Consider the following 17,574-nt stretch of genomic DNA (forward strand, 5'->3'; position numbering starts at 1 on the left):
CCTTCGTCCGCCCGACAACTTGGGCCTCTGCTCCGCAATATAACGGAATGTTGTGCGAACACACAACGAATAGTGGCCTATGGCAAGCCAAAATAAGGGGTTTTCCGCTGTTTTTCGCCGTTAAAGGAAGGCTGTTTCCTCAAACGAGCGCAATTTCCGGCTATGAATGCGTTCCAGCGGCATGGTTCGCAGGTGTTCCATCGCGTGGATTCCGATCATCAAATGTCGCGCGACCTGCTCTTTGTAGAAGTTCGAGGCCATGCCAGGCAGCTTCAATTCACCATGCAAAGGCTTGTCAGATACGCATAGCAGCGTGCCGTAGGGCACGCGGAACCGGTAGCCGTTGGCCGCGATTGTGGCGCTCTCCATGTCCAGCGCAATGGCACGGGACTGGGACAGGCGCTGCACCGGCCCGTGCTGGTCGCGCAGTTCCCAGTTGCGGTCATCGTAGCTGGCGACGGTGCCGGTCCGCATGATGCGCTTCAGCTCGTACCCTTCCAACTTGGTGGTCTGCGCCACCGCCTCTTCCAGCGCGATCTGGATTTCTGCAAGCGCGGGGATCGGCACCCAGGGCGGCAGATCCGTGTCCAGCACGTTGTCTTCACGCAAGTAAGCGTGCGCCAGAACAAAATCCCCAAGGGCCTGAGAGTTCCGCAGGCCGGCACAGTGGCCCACCATAACCCACGCATGTGGACGCAGCACAGCGATGTGGTCTGTGGCCGTTTTCGCGTTGGAAGGGCCAACCCCGATATTGACGAGCGTAATCCCCGACCCGTCCGCCCGCTTGAGGTGGTAGGTGGGCATTTGCGGCATCTTCGGGCTGGCCTCGAGCGGTTGGTCGCCCTTGGTGATCTCGGCATTGCCGGTCGAGACAAAGGATGTATAGCCGCTGTCCGGATCATCGAGCTGCGCACGCGCATAGGTTTCGAATTCCGAGACATAGAATTGGTAGTTGGTGAACAGCACGTGGTTCTGGAAGTGATGTGCGTGTGTGGCAGTGTAGTGTGTCAGCCGCGCCAGCGAATAGTCGATGCGCTGGGCGGTGAACGGCGCAAGTGGGCCGATGCCGTCCGTCGCCTCGTAGGTGCCGTTGACGATGTCATCGTTTGTGTTGCTCAGGTCCGGCACGTCGAACACGTCGCGCAGGGGAAAGGCGGCCGCCCCTTGTTGCGGGACGGTGATATCCGGGTCGTTGGCAACGGCAAAGTGCACGGGCATTGGCGTGTTCGAATACCCGATCTCGACCGGTTGGTCGTGATTTGCGATCAACAGGCCAATCTGCTGTTCAAGGTAGTTCTTGAACAGATCGGGCCGTGTGACCGTCGTGGCATAGGTGCCGGGATCAGCCACGTGCCCAAAGCTGAGCCGCGTGTCGACGCGCGCATAGCTTGACGTGGTAAACCGGATTTCCGGGTAGTATGCCCTGATCCGTCCTTCGGGCGCGCCGTGTTCCATCGCGTGCTGAAACTCGCGGCTCAGGAATTGGACGGCATCGTCATAAAGCTCTCGCAGCTGGGCGACGGCTGCCTTGGCATCGTGGAATTCGGTGTGGCCGTATTCGGCCCGTTCTAGTGTTTTCATGTTGTTGGCTCGAGGACTGGTATGAAATCAAACGTGCGAACATCGACCAGTCCCAAGTCGGAAATGCGCAGTTCAGGAATAACGACAAGCGCCAGCAGCGAATGCTGCATATAGGCGTTGTTCAGGGTGCAGCCGCATTGGGTCATCGCCTGCATCATTTTGTCGGCTTTGGCCGCAACCTCGCGGGCGGGGCTGTCGGACATCAGGCCCGCGATGGGCAGTTCGACCAGCGCCAGTTCCTCTCCGTCACGGAAAAGGGTGATGCCGCCACCCACCTCAGCCAGTCGGTTCGCGGCCAGCGCCATCTGGTCGCGGTCGGTGCCCACGACAATCATGTGGTGGCTGTCATGCGCCACGGTCGAGGCCATGGCCATGTTGCCTTGGTAGTTGAACCCCGCCACCAGCGCGTTTGTAACGCCCTCGGTGGCGCGGTGCCGTTCGACAAGTGCGATCTGGCAGGTGTCGCCGTGGCTTTCGACCTTGCCGTCGCTCACGGGCATGTCCCGCTTCAGTGCCTTGGTCGGGGCCTGATTTTCGACAACGCCGATCACGTTGGCGGTGACAGAGTTGCGGCCTTCGGGGGCTTTGATCTCGAAGTCTTCGGCTGTTTTGGCTGCGCCCATATTGACCGTTTGGCGTGCCTTTGCGGGCCAGTCGAGATGTGGGCATTCCGCGGTCAATTCCCCGTTGATAGAGACTGTTTTACCGCGTGCGATGACCTGCTCAATGGGCAGCGTATTCAGGTCAGACGTCAAGATTACATCCGCCCGGCGTCCGGGTGTCAGTGAGCCGATTTCCCGCTCCAGCCCAAAATGCGTGGCTGTGTTGATTGTCGCCATTTGCAAAGCCACCAGCGGGTCGCATCCGCAATCTATGGCGTGCCGCACCACACGGTTCATGTGGCCATCATTCACCAGCGTGCCCGAATGGCAGTCATCCGTGCACAGGATCATGTTGCGGGGGTCGAGGCCTCTTTCCGTGATCGCCGTGATCTGCGTCTCGACGTCATACCACGCGCTGCCCAGACGGATCATCGACCGCATCCCTTGGCGCATACGGGCGATTGCATCCGCTTCGCACGTCCCTTCGTGATCATCGGCAGGACCGCCAGCGACATAAGCCGCGAAATCAGACCCTAAATCAGGCGATGCGTAATGTCCGCCCACGGTTTTGCCAGCGCGTTGGGTGGCGGCAACCTCGGCCAGCATCTGCGGGTCGGCAGCGGCCATGCCGGGGAAGTTCATCATTTCCCCCAGACCGATGATGCCGGGCCACGGCATGGCTTCCGCCACATCCTCGGCACTGATTTCGAACCCCGTTGTCTCCATCCCCGGTGCAGACGGCGCACAGGACGGCATCTGGGTCCAGATGTTCACCGGCTGCATCAGAGCCTCATCATGCATCAACCGCACGCCTTCGAGGCCAAGCACGTTGGCAATCTCGTGCGGGTCGGTGAACATGGTGGTGGTGCCGTGCGGAATGACGGCGGCGGCAAATTCGGCGGGGGTCAGCATGCCCGATTCAATATGCATATGCCCATCGCACAGACCGGGGATCATGTAGCGGCCGTTTGCCTCGATGATCTCGGTCTGCGGCCCGATCTGCGCGCTGGCATCGGGGATCACGCAGGCAATGCGCCCATGTTTGATGGCGATATCGTGGTCCGGCAGCGCCTCGCGCGTGTGCACATTTACCCAAACACCACCACGAATGACAGTGTCGGCGGGCGCACGGCCAGCAGCGACATTCACAAGATCGGGGGCAACATCGGGCCAGGACGGGAAAAGGTCATGTTCCATGTCCTAATGGATCAAGTTTCGCGGGCAGGTGCAAGGGGGGCTCTGATACCTCTTGGCAAAGCTATGCCGCCCTGTGGTTGGGCACGTCGCAGAAGGCGCATGATTTGTGTTGATCGAACCGGTGTGGTCCGTGCACGCTTTGCCCAACGACAGGGAGAGCCGCATGACCGTCACACAGATTCGCCCCAATATGGACCACTGGCAAGAGCGCGTTGACCTTGCTGCCGCCTTTCGCTGGACCGTGCGCCTGAACATGCACGAGGCGGTGGCGAACCACTTTTCGCTCGCCATCAATGATGATGGCACAAAGTTTCTGATGAACCCGAACCAGATGCACTTTTCCCGGATCAAAGCATCGGACCTGATCATCGTGGATGCCAACGACCCCGACAGCATGGAGGGGCCTGACGCCCCTGATCCCACGGCGTGGGGCCTGCACGGTGGCATGCACCGCCACTGCCCGCATGCGCGCTGCGCCATGCATGTGCATTCGCCCTATGCCACGGCATTGGCGGCGCTTGCAGACAGCACTTTGCCCCCGGTGGATCAGAACGGAGCGATGTTTTTTGATCGCGTGGTGGTGGACAGCCATTATGGCGGGTTGGCGTTCGAGGAAGAAGGCGAACGCTGTGCCCAACTGTTCGACGACCCTAGGAAAAAGGTCATGGTGATGGGCAATCACGGCATCATGGTCATTGGCCAGACCGTCGCGGAAACCTTCAACCGGATGTTCTATTTCGAGCGGGCGTGCCAGACCTACATGCTGGCGCTCCAGACGGGCAAACCACTGCGCGTGATTCCGGACGAGATCGCCGCCAAGACCGCGCAAGAGATCGAGGACTATCCCGAACAGGACGAACGGCATTTGACCGAATTGAAGGCCATTCTGGATGAAGAAGGGTCGAACTACGCCAGCTGACTTGACGGCCCGCGCAGTGGCACGCAGCGTCGGCACCAGCCGTCACACGAGTGGCGGTGTCACAAATAGCGAAGACTGCCCTTAGAGTTGTCAGGCACGCAAACAGCAGGTTCAGGCAGCCCGCTGATCGACCAGTGTGATAGCTTCGAACGAGCCAAGAACCTGATGAATGGGACGCGCATGTTCCGGCAGCAGTCGGCTTGGCACGTCGGCAAACACACTGGCTGCCAGACGCTCCGCATCACGACGAATGCGCCCGATATAGAGACTTTCGAGGGCACATCCTGCAGCCACCAATACTTCATGCCCGGGCAGGATAACCTGCACGTAATCGATGGTACTGGCCGCATTGCTCCAGATCGCGGCGTGCCCGTTTACGAGATGCCGGGCGGGCACAAGAACCGCTTCGTGGCCGAAATTGTATTCAACCTCCGACCCTTTCAGCACAAGCCGCTGTTCGGGGGACACGACGATATCACGGTGCAAGCCGAAATAGGGCGCGCGCAGACGGACAGGGGCAAAGCTGCCTCTTGCGGGAACCGTGTGGCGGACGGTGTGCAGGACCGGAACGACGTCGCCGATGTCGGTCAGGACGGTATCGCCGCGACGCAGGTCTTCGGCGGCACGGTACCCGCGCGGGGTCGCAATCGGTGTGGCCGGGTGCAGGGACGGCATCGGCCCAACGGGCAGGATATCGTCACTAACTGCGCCGAACAGGACCTCTTTGGACAATGCGCGGGCCGGATGCGCCAGCATGATATCCCGCAAATCATCTGTCATCAGAGGACGAGGCATGTGCACCGGGCGACTGACGGTCCGATTGCCTTCGGGGCGCTCAAGGCAAAGGCGCCCCCACCCTTCAAGCGCGTTCCAGGCATAGGTCACACGCAGCGTGTTGGTGCGCCCGTCATCGGCCCATCGGATGGCGGCGTGGGTGATATCCATGTTGTGCCGGTGCAGCATCGCAATGCCACCGCCGGGAATGGCGCGAAAGGCCAGTTCGCGCGGCCATGGAAACAAATGTGCCACCCCGAACAGATCGTGCGGACGCTCGTTTCCGGCCACCTGCGTTTCGAACATGAGTGTGCCGCGCTCAAGCAATGGGCCCAGTTGTCGTGATGCACCGTCACTGCCCAAGCCGGTCTTGGAGAACCGCCCGTCTTCGTGGTCAGTGACCCCAAACCAGCTCATGCAGCAGCACGCGCCTTGCGCCACAAACCGGCCTCGTATCCGCGCAAGGTACGTCGGGCGGCAGGGCCATACCCTTCGCCCGTCTGGGGATCGAGTTCGGGGAAGATGCCGCAAATCTCGTCCACGATCTCACGCTCGAAACTTTTGGTGGTTTGTGGTCCCGGCAGGAAGCTTTCTGTCGCCAACCCACCCGAAAACACGACTTGGTGCTTGTCGAACATCAGATGGACATACGTGACGTCACCGCCCTCGCGTCGGGTAACGGATCGGTCGTTCACCAGATCCTTCGCGGCGACCAGCACCTCGCCCTCACCGAACAGCAGCTCAGCCAGACTGTCGCGGATCAAGACGCGGTGCAGCGGGGACAGCATCACATCCTCATGCGCGCCGAACGTGTTGGCCCGGATCAGGATCGGTGCGTACTGATCACGGGCGGGCACGGTGCGCATGCCGATCCAGCGCAAGGGCTGTGCGCCGTCATCCTGGGTTTGGACCAGATCACCCTCGGACAACGTCTCGACAGGCACCTCACCTTCAGGGGTTGCGATCAACGTACCAGCGACAAAGCAGGGCACGGACGTTGCATTGACAAAGCCGACATCGGTGTTGCTGCCGTCCGTGATGGAGTAGGTGAAGTTGAAGTCTTCTTCGTCGCCGTCACCAACGACCGTCAACTCGCCATTGGCACCAACCGTGACCTGTTGGCCAGTCGGCAGGGTGATCGTGGTGCCGATGCCGGTCGTTGCATCGTAGCTGACGGGTTGCCCGTTGATATGGGTGATCGTCAGCGTACTGCCCGTGGGCGACACATCATTGTCCAGCACGTTGAACGACGTGGTCCCGTCCGGGTAGACGTTCACATCGTCCCCAACCGCGATCAGCGTTGTCTGGATGGAATCCCCTGCAATCAACAAGCTGGAGTCGTACCGGTTATCCGACACGTCCGCAATGCCGATCCGGATCGAGTTCACCTCGTTCGGGTTGACAGGCATGGTCAGGGTCAGCGTGATCGTGAACCCGTCCATTTCGGTGTTGAAGTCATCATTCGCGTTGTCGACGAACATATTGATGTTGTTTGTCGTGTTGATGTTGCCGGGGTCGGTATCGCCGTTGCCCACTTCCATCTCGACAAATTCGCCATTCACCCAGACGCCCACGAAGTCCTGGTAGATCGAGTTTTGGAATTCCGGGTATTCCTCCGAGCTGAAGACAAACTGCATCGTCATCAGATCTGCATCGGGGATGAAATCGACATCCAGATAGGACGCGTCATACGTCCGTGCACCGGCTGCCGCGTTAAAGTCAGCCTGGTTGTTTCGACCGGACGTGTTGGTCGATGTACTGCCGGATTGGTTCTCCTGGCCAGAGGAGTTGGTAAAATCCTCCACCTCGCCTGTGGACAGGATCACCCCTGTGTCGCTTGGCGTAACGCCCGGTGCCACAGAGTCGCCGTTGGTGTATATCCCCGCGCTGTCGCGGTCCCCGGTATAGGTGGCAGAAACAACCTGCACACCATCGCCAAAAATGGCATTCGCCATGTCTGCGGCGTCTACGCCTTCGCGCACTGTTTGAATCGGAAGCTCTGCTGCCGGCATATCTGTCCCACCCCTTTGGTCGAGGACAGAACAGGTGCAGCGCGCGCAGTTGTCCTGCGCGTTTCGTGTGCTTTGTTTTTGCACTTTTGTGGCCGCACGTTGGCGACCGGACTGCTGATGCCCTGCCTCGGGTCATATTATTACGTTCACCCTAGCACAGGAATTTGCGCGCTGTTAACTGTCTTGTCGGTTCAGAGGGCGACCATCGCGTCCTTTTCGCCACATGCTTGTAGAGGAACCCATGATGCAACCTGTTGATTCCGTTGCCCTGACCGCTGATCTGGTGCGCTGCGCGTCCGTGACACCCGAAGACGCCGGGGCGCTGGACGTGCTGCACGATTTGCTGTCCTCCGCTGGGTTTGACTGCGCGTGGGCGGATCGGGCTGGCATTCGCAACCTGTTCGCCCGCTTTGGTCCAAAGGGCCACGCGCGCACGTTTGGGTTCAACGGACACACCGATGTCGTTCCCATTGGCAATCCCGACGATTGGTCGGCCCCACCCTTCGGGGCTGAGGTGCGCGATGGCATTATGTACGGCCGCGGTACCACGGACATGAAATCAGGGGTCGCCGCCTTTGCTGCCGCTGCCATTGATTTTGTCACCCAGACGCCGCCCGACGGGGCAATAATCCTTGCGATCACGGGCGATGAGGAAGGCGACGCGATCGACGGCACAACCGCGCTCCTGTCCTATATGGATGCACAGGACGAGGCGATGAGCGTGTGTCTGGTGGGCGAGCCTACCTGTCCTGAAACCATGGGCGAGATGATGAAAATCGGGCGCCGGGGGTCTATGACTGCGTGGTTTACCGTGACCGGGGTGCAAGGCCATTCCGCCTACCCGCACCGTGCCAAGAACCCGCTGCCGCCCTTGATGCGCCTGACGGATAAACTGGCAACCCATGAGTTGGACAAAGGCACCGACCATTTCGATCCGTCCACTTTGGCCGTTGTCACCGTGGACACCGGGAACCCGGCGACAAATGTGATCCCTGCACAGGCGCGCGCAACCGTGAACATCCGATTTAATGACACGCATTCCGGCGACAGCCTGTCGGCGTGGCTAAAGGCGCAGGCGGATGCCGTGGCGGTCGGATACGGCGTGGATATTGAGGTGAACATCAAGATCTCGGGCGAGAGTTTCTTGACCCCGCCCGGACCCCTGTCCGATCTGGTCGCCAAAGCGGTCGAAGCGGAGACTGGCGTTGCCCCGGTTCTCAGCACGTCCGGCGGCACGTCAGATGCAAGGTTCGTCAAGGACCATTGCCCGGTGGTCGAATTTGGCCTTGTTGGTCAATCCATGCACAAGGTGGATGAACATGTGCATGTCGACCACATCCGCCAGCTCAAATCGACATACAGCCGCATCTTGAAGGACTATTTCGAATGACGTGGGTCATCGCGCAAACCGATGATCTGACGACCTGTCATGCTCTGCGCCGTACCGTCTTCATCGAAGAGCAGGGGGTGAGCGAGGCTGAGGAAGTTGATGGCCGCGATGGTGATGCGCTGCATGTATTGGCATCCGTCGATGACGTCCCCATGGGCTGCGCGCGCATCCTGCTGGACGGGCAGGTTGCCAAGATCGGGCGCGTCTGTGTCCTGAACGCTGCGCGGGGCGCGGGCCTGGGTGCCGCTATTATCGAAGCGTGTCTGGACTTGGCGCGCCAGCAGAACGGTGTGACCAAGGCCAAGCTGGGCGCGCAGACCCATGCGCTGGCGTTCTACGAGCGGCTCGGGTTTGTTCCATATGGTCCGGTCTATGATGATGCCGGTATCCCGCATCGCGACATGGAGCGGCCAGTTTGAGACCAACGCTGGTCGTCATGCTCAAGGTGCCGCGGCCCGGACGTGTGAAAACCCGTCTCGGCAAGGACATTGGCCTTGTGCCTGCGGCGTGGTGGTTCCGGCATCAAGTTCAGGCACTGCTCCGGCGGATCGAAGACCCGCGTTGGCATGTGGTGCTGGCCGTTGCACCGGATCACGAGGGGATGGTGTGCCGCGTCTGGCCTGCACATTTCGAACGATGGCCGCAGGGTGCGGGCAATTTGGGTGACAGAATGATCCGCATGATGCGCCGCGCGGGTGGACCCGTCTGCGTGATCGGCACCGATATTCCGGGCATCAACCGTCAAAGGATCGCGCGGGCATTCGCGGCCTTGGGCTCGAACGACGCCGTATTTGGTCCGGCCCCGGATGGTGGATACTGGTTGATTGGCGTCAAAACAGGCTCTAAGTTGGGAAAACCAGCCTTAGACGGCGTGCGTTGGTCAACAGAGCATGCACTGTCAGACAGCCGGGCGAGCCTTGGCGCAGCCCGTGTCGCATTGGTCGATACGCTGGCCGACGTCGACACAATCGTCGATTTGCGATGACGCCCCTGCGCGTGCGTGTTACCCCAAAACCATGAGCCGTATACCCACCAAGACCGAAATCCTGGACTGGATTTCCGCAAATCCCACCCTCACCGCCAAACGTGACATCGCCAAGGCCTTTGGGATCAAGGGGGCTGCCCGCATCGACCTCAAGCGCCTGTTGAAAGAGCTTGAATCCGAAGGGCATCTGGAAAAGCGCAAGAAGACGTACCAAGACCCTGATCGCCTGCCCCCGGTGAGCGTGTTGCAGGTGTCTGAGCCTGATGGTGATGGCGATCTGTTTGCCCGCCCGATGGAGTGGCAGGGCGAAGGGGTTGAGCCGAAAATTCTGGTGCTGCCCCGTGCCTCTGATCCCGCTTTGGGCGCAGGGGATCGCATCCTCGCCCGTCTGACTTTGGTGAAGGAAGATGACCATAACTACGAAGCGCGGCTGATCCGGCGGATCGGGACGAACCCCAAACATGTGCTGGGTGTGTTCCGTGCGGGCGCCGAAGGTGGACGGATCGTGCCGGTTGAAAAGGGCAGTGACCGGGAATGGTCCGTGCCCGCAGGTGCCACCCACGGCGCCAAGGACGGTGAGTTGGTTGAGGCGGAGTTGGCGGGTCCGAAGGCCCGCATGGGCCTGCCGCGCGCCCGGATCGTCAACCGCCTAGGCGATCCGTCCGCACCCAAGGCCGTGTCGCTGATCGCCATCCATGAACACGGAATACCCGATGCCTTTCCCGATGCGGTCATTGCCGAAGCGGATGCAAAAAAGCCGGTTGGCCTGAAGGGGCGGGAAGACCTGCGCGACATGCCTCTGATCACCATCGACCCGTCCGATGCGCGGGATCATGACGACGCCTGCTACGCCCATGCCGACGACGACCCCAAGAACGACGGCGGGCACGTCATCTGGGTCGCGATTGCCGATGTCGCAGCCTACGTGACGCCCGGTTCCGCGCTGGACCGCGAAGCGAAGAAACGTGGCAACTCGACATATTTCCCGGATCGCGTCGTGCCCATGCTGCCTGATCGTTTGTCAGGTGATCTGTGTTCCCTGCACGAAGGGGTGCCGCGCGCCTGTATCGCGGTGCGCATGCAGATCGACGCACATGGCGAAAAGATCGGGCACAGCTTTCATCGCGGACTGATGCGCTCACCCGCGTCGCTGCACTATGAAGAGGTGCAGGCCGCCATTGACGGTCATCCGAATGATCGCACATCTGCCCTGTTAGAGCCTGTTTTGAAACCGCTCTATGCCGCCTACGCCGCTCTGGTTGAGGCACGCAAACGGCGGCAACCGCTTGAGTTGGATCTACCCGAGCGGCAGATTGTTCTGGATGACGATGGCACGGTCCGGTCGGTGTCATTCAAGGATCGGCTCGACGCGCACCGCCTGATCGAAGAATTCATGGTGCTGGCGAATGTCGCCGCTGCCGAAACGCTGATTGCAAAGCAAACCCCGCTCCTGTTCCGCGACCACGAAGAGCCATCGCCGGACAAATTGGACAGCTTGCGAGAGACGGCACATGCGGCGGGCCTGACCCTGGCCAAGGGCCAAGTGCTGAAAACGATGCACCTGAACAGGTTGCTGGCACAGGCGGCCGATACCGAGGATGCGGAACTGATCAACATCTCGACCCTGCGGTCGATGACGCAGGCCTATTACAGCCCGCAGAATTTCGGACATTTCGGTCTTGCGTTGCGCAGCTATGCGCACTTCACCTCGCCCATCCGACGCTATGCCGACCTGATTGTGCACCGCGCACTGATTACGGCTCATGGCTGGGGCAAGGATGGGCTGTCACCCGAGGATATCGAGAACCTCGAAAAGACAGGCACGCACATATCGGACACCGAACGCCGGTCGATGGTCGCTGAACGTGACACAACCGACCGCTACCTTGCCGCCTATCTGAGCGAACGGGTTGGGGATGAGTTGGAGGGGCGTATCTCTGGGATCGCCAAGTTCGGCATCTTCGTGAAGCTGGACGACAGCGGTGCCGATGGTCTGGTGCCCATGCGGTCCATCGGGGCCGAGTATTTCCACTTTGACCGCGAGGCGAACACGCTGATGGGGTCAAATACAGGGATCGTCATTGGGCTGGGCCAACGCGCAACAGTCCGTCTGGCCGAAGCGGTGCCTGTCACGGGCGGGATCGCCCTGGATCTGTTGGCGCTCGATGGTCAATCCTTGCCCCAAGGGCGGCGCAGCCCTGCGGGTCGCAGCGCGCGCCGCAAACCCGCCAAATCGAAACGCAAGACGGACAAGGTCCAACGCAAGGTCAGCCGCAAGCGGCGCTAACCCAGCGCCGCCTCGACCCGTTTCATGTAGTCGACCAGCATCACGTCCTGCTGCACCCGGCGTGACAGGGCCGTTCCGCCCGGTGTCGACGCCATGGCCCCGAGCATCGCAGCCACACTCGCGTCAGCAGCACTTGGCTGTGCACCGAACAGGAATGGGCCATGCCACAAACGGTCTGTGATGGCTTGCAGGTCGGGTTCAATCCGCTCCAACCGCTCTCCGGCGGTCAGCCGCCCCAGCCCTTGCGCATCCATGCCGCGCAACAATACACGCCGGATGCCGCGCGTGATGAATTTACGCAGAAAGGCGGGTATCGCGGCGAAATATGTGTCTCTGACAAGGGGCCAAACGGCTTTGTCACCCCAGCGATCCATGACCACGTGGAAGTACATGTGTTCCTCTGCCATGCGGATAAATGCACGGGATGTGGCCCGATCCAGATCGCTCAGCCCTTGATCGAAATGCGCGCCCCGTTCTTCCAGCCATGACCGGATATTGTCGCTGTCCCCGATGATTTCGTCCTCGACCCACAGCGCGGGCAGCTTACCCTTGGGCCAGTTGCGCGGATCGGCGGTGTCCTTGCGCTGCCACGGCAGGCCCGACAGGTTCAGAAGGTACAGCGCCTTGACGCAGAACGGACTGCCGCTGGCCTGACCAAAGGCGGGAGGGTAAGTCACAAGTGTCAGCATCTTTCACTCCTCAAGTTGAAATTCTGAGGATGAGATATCGAGACATGCTGTCAGAAACTGGCAGCACATGTGATATGAAGAGTGCATGACCAGAACACATCGCCTTTTCCAGTTGATGCAGACCCTGCGCCGTCTGACGCCGCCCATTACGGCCCAATCACTTGCACACGAAATGGATGTGTCCCTGCGCACGATCTATCGCGACATTGATGAACTGCGGGGGCTTGGGGCCGTGATTGATGGCGAAGCCGGGTTTGGCTTTACCTTGATCGAAGATGCGTCCTTGCCGCCCTTGGGGTTCGAAAATGACGAGTTGGAGGCGCTGGTTCTTGGCCTGCGCGATGTCGCGGTGATTGCGGACCCGGCGTTGGCCAAGGCGGCGACCTCAGCGCTGGCCAAGATACAGGCGCGCGTGCCGCCGAAACAGGCGCACCGATTGAAACATGCGGTGCTGGATGCGCGCCGATATTGGCGCCCCGACCCACCACGGATTGACGTGGGCACCTTGCGCCAAGCGGCATGGGATGAGGTGAGCGTGCATTTCGCCTATCAGGACGCCAAGGGCGATCAGACGGTGCGGACGGTCAAGCCACTTGGCATTGTGTATATGGAAAACACCAACGTGTTGCTGGCCTGGTGCCATCTGCGCGAAGACTTCCGGGTGTTCCGCCTGGACCGTATGGATGATCTTGAAATCACGGATCAGAGCTTTCGACCGCACCGTGTGTCCCTGCTGCGCGATCACCTTGCCCGGATCCGGGCCGAAGTGCACGAAGTGGCAAAGGACCGCGCTCATTTCGACTGATCCCTTTGTTGAGATGCGAATTGTTGCTACATTGGAAACAACGCGAAACAAGCGACCATGAGGCACATATGCGGTGGGCAGTCACCCTGAGCGCGACGAGCAGCGCCATTTTCCTTGCGGGAACGGCTTTGGCACAGCCTGTTCCATCTTCCATTCGACCGGAGTTGCGGCCCGTGACCGAGACGGTGAGCCGGGCAGAGACCCTGCTGCCTGTGGTCGTCGCCAACACGACCGTGGCCCGTCCACAAGCGCGCCCGGCAGTCTTGGCAAGCCAGGCATCGGTGCCGGCTGAGGACAGTAAGGCGAATGCGGGGTTTCAGCGCTGGATTGATGGGTTTCGGGGGCGGGCGTTGTCTGCGGGTATCAACAGCGCCACCTTTGACCGGGCGTTCCAAGGTGTGCGTTACGACCCGGATGTGATCAAGCGGGATCGCAACCAGTCCGAATTTACCAAGACAATCTGGGAATATCTGGACAGTGCCGCCTCGGACAGCCGGGTCAGCAACGGCAAGGACGCGCTGCGCGCGCATGACCGCGTGCTGACGGCGATTGAGGCGAAGTACGGTGTCGAGAAAGAGGTCGTGGTGGCCGTCTGGGGGCTGGAAAGCAACTACGGCACGTTCCGCGGCAAGAACGATGTGGTGCGCAGCCTTGCGACGCTGGCCTATGACGGGCGGCGTGGTGAATTCTTTGAGGGGCAACTGGTTGCTGCCTTGCGTATCCTGCAAAGCGGCGACACCAGCCCGCGCAACATGACCGGATCATGGGCCGGGGCGATGGGGCATACGCAATTCATTCCGACGTCCTATCTGGACTATGCCGTCGATTTCACCGGCGACGGCAAGCGCGACATCTGGTCGGATGATCCCACGGATGCGCTGGCCTCTACGGCGGCCTATCTGTCACGCTTCGGATGGACCAAAGGGCAGCCTTGGGGTGTTGAGGTGCGGCTGCCGGGCGGCTTTGATTATGCGACAGCCAATCGGAAGGTGACCCGCAGCCCCGGACAATGGGCGAATTTGGGTGTTGTCGGTGTCGATGGAAAACCTGTCCCGAACCATGGGGCCGCGTCGATCCTGTTGCCTGCGGGCGGGCAGGGGGCCGCCTTCATGATCTTCAAGAATTTCGAAGTGATCGAGCGGTACAATGCAGCGGATGCCTATGTCATTGGCGTGGGCCATTTGAGTGACCGGATCGGTGGGGGCGCTGCGTTTCAAGCGGAGTGGCCACGTGGCGATCGGGCTTTGACGTTCTCGGAACGTCAGGAAATGCAGCGGCGTTTGACGGCGGCAGGGTTCAGCACGCAAGGCGTGGATGGCAAGATCGGACCCAAGACGCTGGAGGCGGTGCGGGCGTTTCAGCAGGCGCAGGGCCTGACCGCGGATGGGTATGCGTCGCTTAGCTTGCTCAAGCAGTTGCGCTGATCAAAAAGGCGCCTGACGGCGACGCGATTTGTCGTGATGAGGGGCGCTGCCCCTCAAACTCCCCGGGATATTTTTGGCCGAAAGAAGGTGCTAGCCGGGGCTCATGCCGCGCAGGCGTTCGCTGCGGCGGCGGAGCAGTTCCACGGTCGTCAGGAGCGCGATTGAGATCACCACTAGGATCGTGGCGACCGCCAGGATCGTTGGGCTGATCTGTTCGCGCAGACCGATGAACATTTGCCAGGGTAGGGTTTTCTGACTGGCGGAACCGACAAACAGAACCACGACCACTTCGTCAAAGCTGGTGATGAACGCGAAGAGGCCACCCGAGATCACACCGGGCAGGATCAGGGGCATCTGCACGCGGAAGAAGGTTGTCACTGGGCCTGCGCCCATGTTGGCAGCCGCGCGCGTGAGTGAGCGGTCAAAGCCCACCAGTGTCGCTGTGACCGTGATAATCACGAACGGGATGCCCAGGACAGCGTGGGCCAGCACCACTTTGACGTAGCCGACGAACCCCTTGTCGAGGCCCAGCGTGCTTTCCATCCAGTTGCCAAGCTGGGCGTAGAAGAAGAACATGCCCGTGGCCGAGATGATCAGCGGCACGATCATGGGCGAGATCAGGATCGCCATGATTGTCCCTTTGAACGGGACGTGGCTCTGGCTGAGGCCGATGGCGGCGAGGGTGCCGAGGCTGACCGAGATGATCGTCGCCAAAGGGGCAATGATCAGTGAGTTTTTCAGGGCCAGCTGCCATTGTGGGTTGGTGAAGAAGTCGCGGTAGTGTTTGAGCGAGTAGCCTTCAGGATCCAGCCGCAGCATTTCCGGCGTGAAGGTAAAGAAATCCTGCGCGTTGAACGACAGCGGCATGACCACGACGATGGGCGCCACGAGGAAGAAGAAGATCAGCCCGCAGATCACCCGAAAGCTGTAGTACCAGATGCGCTGACCCAGCGTGGCATATGGAGGAAGGCCCATGATCGTTACCCCAGCTTGACGTTGTCGATGCCTACGATCTTGTCATAGGCCCAATACAGAACCAGCACGGCGGCCAGCAGGATGGTGCCAAGTGCAGCCGCAAGGCCCCAGTTCAGCGATGACGAGATGTGGTAGGCGATCCGGTTCGAGATGAAGACACCTTTGGTGCCGCCCACGATTTCCGGTGTGATGTAGTAACCGATGGACAGGATGAAGACGAGGATACTGCCCGCCCCGATGCCCGGCACCGATTGCGGGAAGTAGACACGCCAGAAGGCTGTCCAGTTGGTGGCCCCGAGGCTTTTGGCCGCCCGCAGGTAGCTGGGCGGGATGGTCTGCATCACCGAATACATCGGCAGGATCATGAACGGCAGCAGGATATGCGTCATGGCGACGATCGTGCCGAACTGGTTGTTGATCATGATCAGGCGGCCATCATCGGCAACCAGACCGACCCAGACAAGCACGTCGTTGATGACACCCTGTTGCTGCAGCATGACCTTCCACGCGGATGTGCGCACCAGCAGCGATGTCCAGAACGGCAGCAACACAAGGATCAGGAGCACGTTGGCCTTGCGCATCGGCAGGTTCGCCAGCAGCCACGCGATGGGGTAGCCAAGCGCGATACAAGAGAAGGTGATCAGCAACGACATCCAGATCGTGCGACCAAAGAGGGTCAGCAGGATCTGCTTTTCCTCTGGCTGCCAGGCGATGCCTTCGGGCGTTTTCTGCGCGTCGATGGCATTCAGGAAATAGCCGGGTGTGTAGGTGCCGGCATGGGTCTGGATCGTTTGCCACGGCTCAAGCGTGGCCCAGTCCTCGTCCATATCGGCGAATTCCCTGGTGAAATTCGGGACGGTCAGGTTGGCCTGCTGGGCGGTGCGCAGCATGTCGGCCATGGGGCCGGAGTAGCCTGACAAGTCAGCGGTCTGCAGGTCGGTAACAAGGGCGGGGGCCACAGCCTCCCACGGGTCACGCTCTGCCGGGTCGCGATTGTCCTGCGTGGCCACATAGACGGCCCACGCCGTGTATTCACGGGCGGCAAGCGGCAGGAGCGCCGCGGCTTGCGCATCCGGTGCAAAGTTGATGTCCGCACTTGCGTCACTACCGCTCAGTCGTGCGACGCGTCCGCGCTGTTCGGACAACAGCGCCTGATCTGCATCGCCGCTGGCATTGAACAGCGCATACCACGTTGCGCCATCGTCCCACGCCTTGTCGAGGTCTTCGAGCGGTTCGTAGGAGATGTCGGCGACGTCATCCATGCGCCGCCCGGACTGACGGAAAAGCGATGAGACGCCTGTTGTCTCGTAGTTCAGGCGGGTGCCAAGGCGGGTGTGCCGCTTGGCTTCGGCCGCGATGAACATGTCGTAGAACATCGCCTCGAACGTCGCATCGGAGGGCAGGTCGGTGCCGGTCGCGTCCCAATCCGCCAACGCCTCGACCGTGTAGGGAAGCGTGTTGGCGACGATCTCGTTCTCGACCGAGCGGAACAGCATCGAGGCGATGGGAACGATGAACGTGATCAGGACGAACAGCAGCAGCGGTGCAATCAAGGCCAGCGCGCGCAGCTTTTGGCGACGCAGGGCGCGGGCCAAGCTGCGTTTGAGCGGTGTGCCGTCAGCGGCCAGCATTGCTTCAGCCATGGATCAGGCTCCTTTCGCGACGACGATCATGGATGTCGCGGTGCGATGGCGGATCTTCATGACCTCTTGGTATTCGGGGTCGTTATATGCGGCCAGGGCGGCCTCGTAGGTGGGAAATTCAAAGACGACATGGCGGGAAAACTCCGGCCCTTCCATCGACTGCGCATCGCCGCCGCGGACCAGCGGCACGGCGCCGTGGGACAGCAGGATCGGCGTGTCCTTTTCGACATACTCTTTGTACGCCTCGGGATCGTTCACGGTGATGTGGCCGATGATGTAGCCTTTGGGCAT

General features: G+C 60.8%; 14 protein-coding genes and 1 pseudogene. 7 read left to right on the forward strand and 8 right to left on the reverse strand.

Features of this window, described 5'->3' with window-relative positions; translation table 11 throughout:
• Positions 1-120: 120 nt before the first annotated feature.
• Both Q1A32_RS06695 and ade read right to left on the reverse strand, forming a co-directional pair.
• Positions 121-1,581, reverse strand: coding sequence for an AMP nucleosidase (locus Q1A32_RS06695; RefSeq protein WP_299607992.1), 1,461 nt, complete (start codon positions 1,579-1,581; stop codon positions 121-123).
• Complete coding sequence (gene ade, locus Q1A32_RS06700) at positions 1,578-3,380, reverse strand: adenine deaminase (RefSeq protein ID WP_299651172.1); 1,803 nt, start codon at positions 3,378-3,380, stop codon at positions 1,578-1,580. Before ade ends, Q1A32_RS06695 begins: the two co-directional genes overlap by 4 nt.
• A 163-nt stretch (positions 3,381-3,543) precedes the next feature.
• Between ade and Q1A32_RS06705 the strand changes: the two genes are divergently transcribed.
• Positions 3,544-4,299: a class II aldolase and adducin N-terminal domain-containing protein gene (locus Q1A32_RS06705; protein ID WP_299607986.1), complete on the forward strand. Its 756-nt coding sequence runs from the start codon at positions 3,544-3,546 to the stop codon at positions 4,297-4,299.
• A gap of 111 nt (positions 4,300-4,410) precedes the next feature.
• Here the strand turns inward: Q1A32_RS06705 and Q1A32_RS06710 are convergent, their stop codons facing one another.
• The gene (locus tag Q1A32_RS06710) at positions 4,411-5,490 is read right to left on the reverse strand and encodes a Hint domain-containing protein (protein WP_299651175.1); all 1,080 of its coding nucleotides are present in this window, start codon (positions 5,488-5,490) and stop codon (positions 4,411-4,413) included.
• Positions 5,487-7,085 carry a Hint domain-containing protein gene (locus Q1A32_RS06715; protein WP_299651178.1) on the reverse strand — a complete coding sequence of 533 codons (1,599 nt, stop codon included), beginning with the start codon at positions 7,083-7,085 and terminating at the stop codon, positions 5,487-5,489. Before Q1A32_RS06715 ends, Q1A32_RS06710 begins: the two co-directional genes overlap by 4 nt.
• A 244-nt stretch (positions 7,086-7,329) precedes the next feature.
• Here Q1A32_RS06715 and dapE point away from each other — a divergent pair, with 244 nt between their 5' ends.
• The 4 genes from dapE to rnr are packed head-to-tail and all read left to right on the forward strand — an operon-like array spanning position 7,330 to position 11,747.
• On the forward strand, positions 7,330-8,475 hold the full coding sequence (gene dapE / locus Q1A32_RS06720; protein WP_299651181.1) for a succinyl-diaminopimelate desuccinylase: 1,146 nt from the start codon (positions 7,330-7,332) through the stop codon (positions 8,473-8,475).
• Positions 8,472-8,894, forward strand: coding sequence for a GNAT family N-acetyltransferase (locus Q1A32_RS06725; RefSeq protein WP_299651184.1), 423 nt, complete (start codon positions 8,472-8,474; stop codon positions 8,892-8,894). Before dapE ends, Q1A32_RS06725 begins: the two co-directional genes overlap by 4 nt.
• Positions 8,891-9,460 carry a TIGR04282 family arsenosugar biosynthesis glycosyltransferase gene (locus Q1A32_RS06730; protein WP_299651187.1) on the forward strand — a complete coding sequence of 190 codons (570 nt, stop codon included), beginning with the start codon at positions 8,891-8,893 and terminating at the stop codon, positions 9,458-9,460. The genes Q1A32_RS06725 and Q1A32_RS06730 overlap by 4 nt, the downstream gene beginning before the upstream one ends.
• 31 nt (positions 9,461-9,491) lie before the next feature.
• Positions 9,492-11,747: a ribonuclease R gene (gene rnr, locus Q1A32_RS06735; protein ID WP_299651189.1), complete on the forward strand. Its 2,256-nt coding sequence runs from the start codon at positions 9,492-9,494 to the stop codon at positions 11,745-11,747.
• Here rnr and Q1A32_RS06740 read toward each other — a convergent pair.
• Positions 11,744-12,436 (reverse strand): glutathione S-transferase family protein, encoded by a 693-nt coding sequence (locus tag Q1A32_RS06740; protein ID WP_299651192.1) that lies wholly within the window; start codon positions 12,434-12,436, stop codon positions 11,744-11,746. The genes rnr and Q1A32_RS06740 overlap by 4 nt on opposite strands.
• A gap of 85 nt (positions 12,437-12,521) precedes the next feature.
• On the opposite strand from Q1A32_RS06740, the gene Q1A32_RS06745 reads away from it, so the two are divergent.
• Both Q1A32_RS06745 and Q1A32_RS06750 read left to right on the forward strand, forming a co-directional pair.
• Positions 12,522-13,241: a YafY family protein gene (locus Q1A32_RS06745; protein WP_299607962.1), complete on the forward strand. Its 720-nt coding sequence runs from the start codon at positions 12,522-12,524 to the stop codon at positions 13,239-13,241.
• A gap of 68 nt (positions 13,242-13,309) precedes the next feature.
• Entirely contained in the window at positions 13,310-14,665 is a 1,356-nt protein-coding gene (locus tag Q1A32_RS06750; protein WP_299651195.1) for a lytic murein transglycosylase, read from the forward strand.
• A 90-nt stretch (positions 14,666-14,755) separates the two neighbouring features.
• Here the strand turns inward: Q1A32_RS06750 and Q1A32_RS06755 are convergent.
• The 3 genes and pseudogenes from Q1A32_RS06755 to Q1A32_RS06765 all read right to left on the reverse strand — a co-directional run.
• A pseudogene (locus Q1A32_RS06755) lies at positions 14,756-15,634 on the reverse strand (ABC transporter permease); the annotation flags it as partial.
• Between the two features lie 11 nt (positions 15,635-15,645).
• Positions 15,646-17,283: an ABC transporter permease gene (locus Q1A32_RS06760; RefSeq protein ID WP_299651198.1), complete on the reverse strand. Its 1,638-nt coding sequence runs from the start codon at positions 17,281-17,283 to the stop codon at positions 15,646-15,648.
• A gap of 3 nt (positions 17,284-17,286) precedes the next feature.
• A complete protein-coding gene (locus Q1A32_RS06765) occupies positions 17,287-17,574 on the reverse strand; it encodes a DUF1330 domain-containing protein (protein WP_147111938.1) in 288 nt (95 codons plus the stop codon).

Source organism: uncultured Tateyamaria sp., assembly GCF_947503415.1.
GTDB lineage: Bacteria > Pseudomonadota > Alphaproteobacteria > Rhodobacterales > Rhodobacteraceae > Tateyamaria.

Coding starts and splice junctions, on each gene's coding strand:
- ade (WP_299651172.1), bottom strand. CDS start 3,380: ATGGAACATGACCTTTTCCCGTCCTGGCCCGATGTTGCCCCCGATCTT.
- Q1A32_RS06725 (WP_299651184.1), top strand. CDS start 8,472: ATGACGTGGGTCATCGCGCAAACCGATGATCTGACGACCTGTCATGCT.
- Q1A32_RS06765 (WP_147111938.1), bottom strand. CDS start 17,574: ATGCCCAAAGGCTACATCATCGGCCACATCACCGTGAACGATCCCGAG.
- rnr (WP_299651189.1), top strand. CDS start 9,492: ATGAGCCGTATACCCACCAAGACCGAAATCCTGGACTGGATTTCCGCA.
- Q1A32_RS06760 (WP_299651198.1), bottom strand. CDS start 17,283: ATGGCTGAAGCAATGCTGGCCGCTGACGGCACACCGCTCAAACGCAGC.
- Q1A32_RS06740 (WP_299651192.1), bottom strand. CDS start 12,436: ATGCTGACACTTGTGACTTACCCTCCCGCCTTTGGTCAGGCCAGCGGC.
- Q1A32_RS06715 (WP_299651178.1), bottom strand. CDS start 7,085: ATGCCGGCAGCAGAGCTTCCGATTCAAACAGTGCGCGAAGGCGTAGAC.
- Q1A32_RS06745 (WP_299607962.1), top strand. CDS start 12,522: ATGACCAGAACACATCGCCTTTTCCAGTTGATGCAGACCCTGCGCCGT.
- Q1A32_RS06705 (WP_299607986.1), top strand. CDS start 3,544: ATGACCGTCACACAGATTCGCCCCAATATGGACCACTGGCAAGAGCGC.
- Q1A32_RS06710 (WP_299651175.1), bottom strand. CDS start 5,490: ATGAGCTGGTTTGGGGTCACTGACCACGAAGACGGGCGGTTCTCCAAG.
- Q1A32_RS06695 (WP_299607992.1), bottom strand. CDS start 1,581: ATGAAAACACTAGAACGGGCCGAATACGGCCACACCGAATTCCACGAT.
- Q1A32_RS06750 (WP_299651195.1), top strand. CDS start 13,310: ATGCGGTGGGCAGTCACCCTGAGCGCGACGAGCAGCGCCATTTTCCTT.
- dapE (WP_299651181.1), top strand. CDS start 7,330: ATGCAACCTGTTGATTCCGTTGCCCTGACCGCTGATCTGGTGCGCTGC.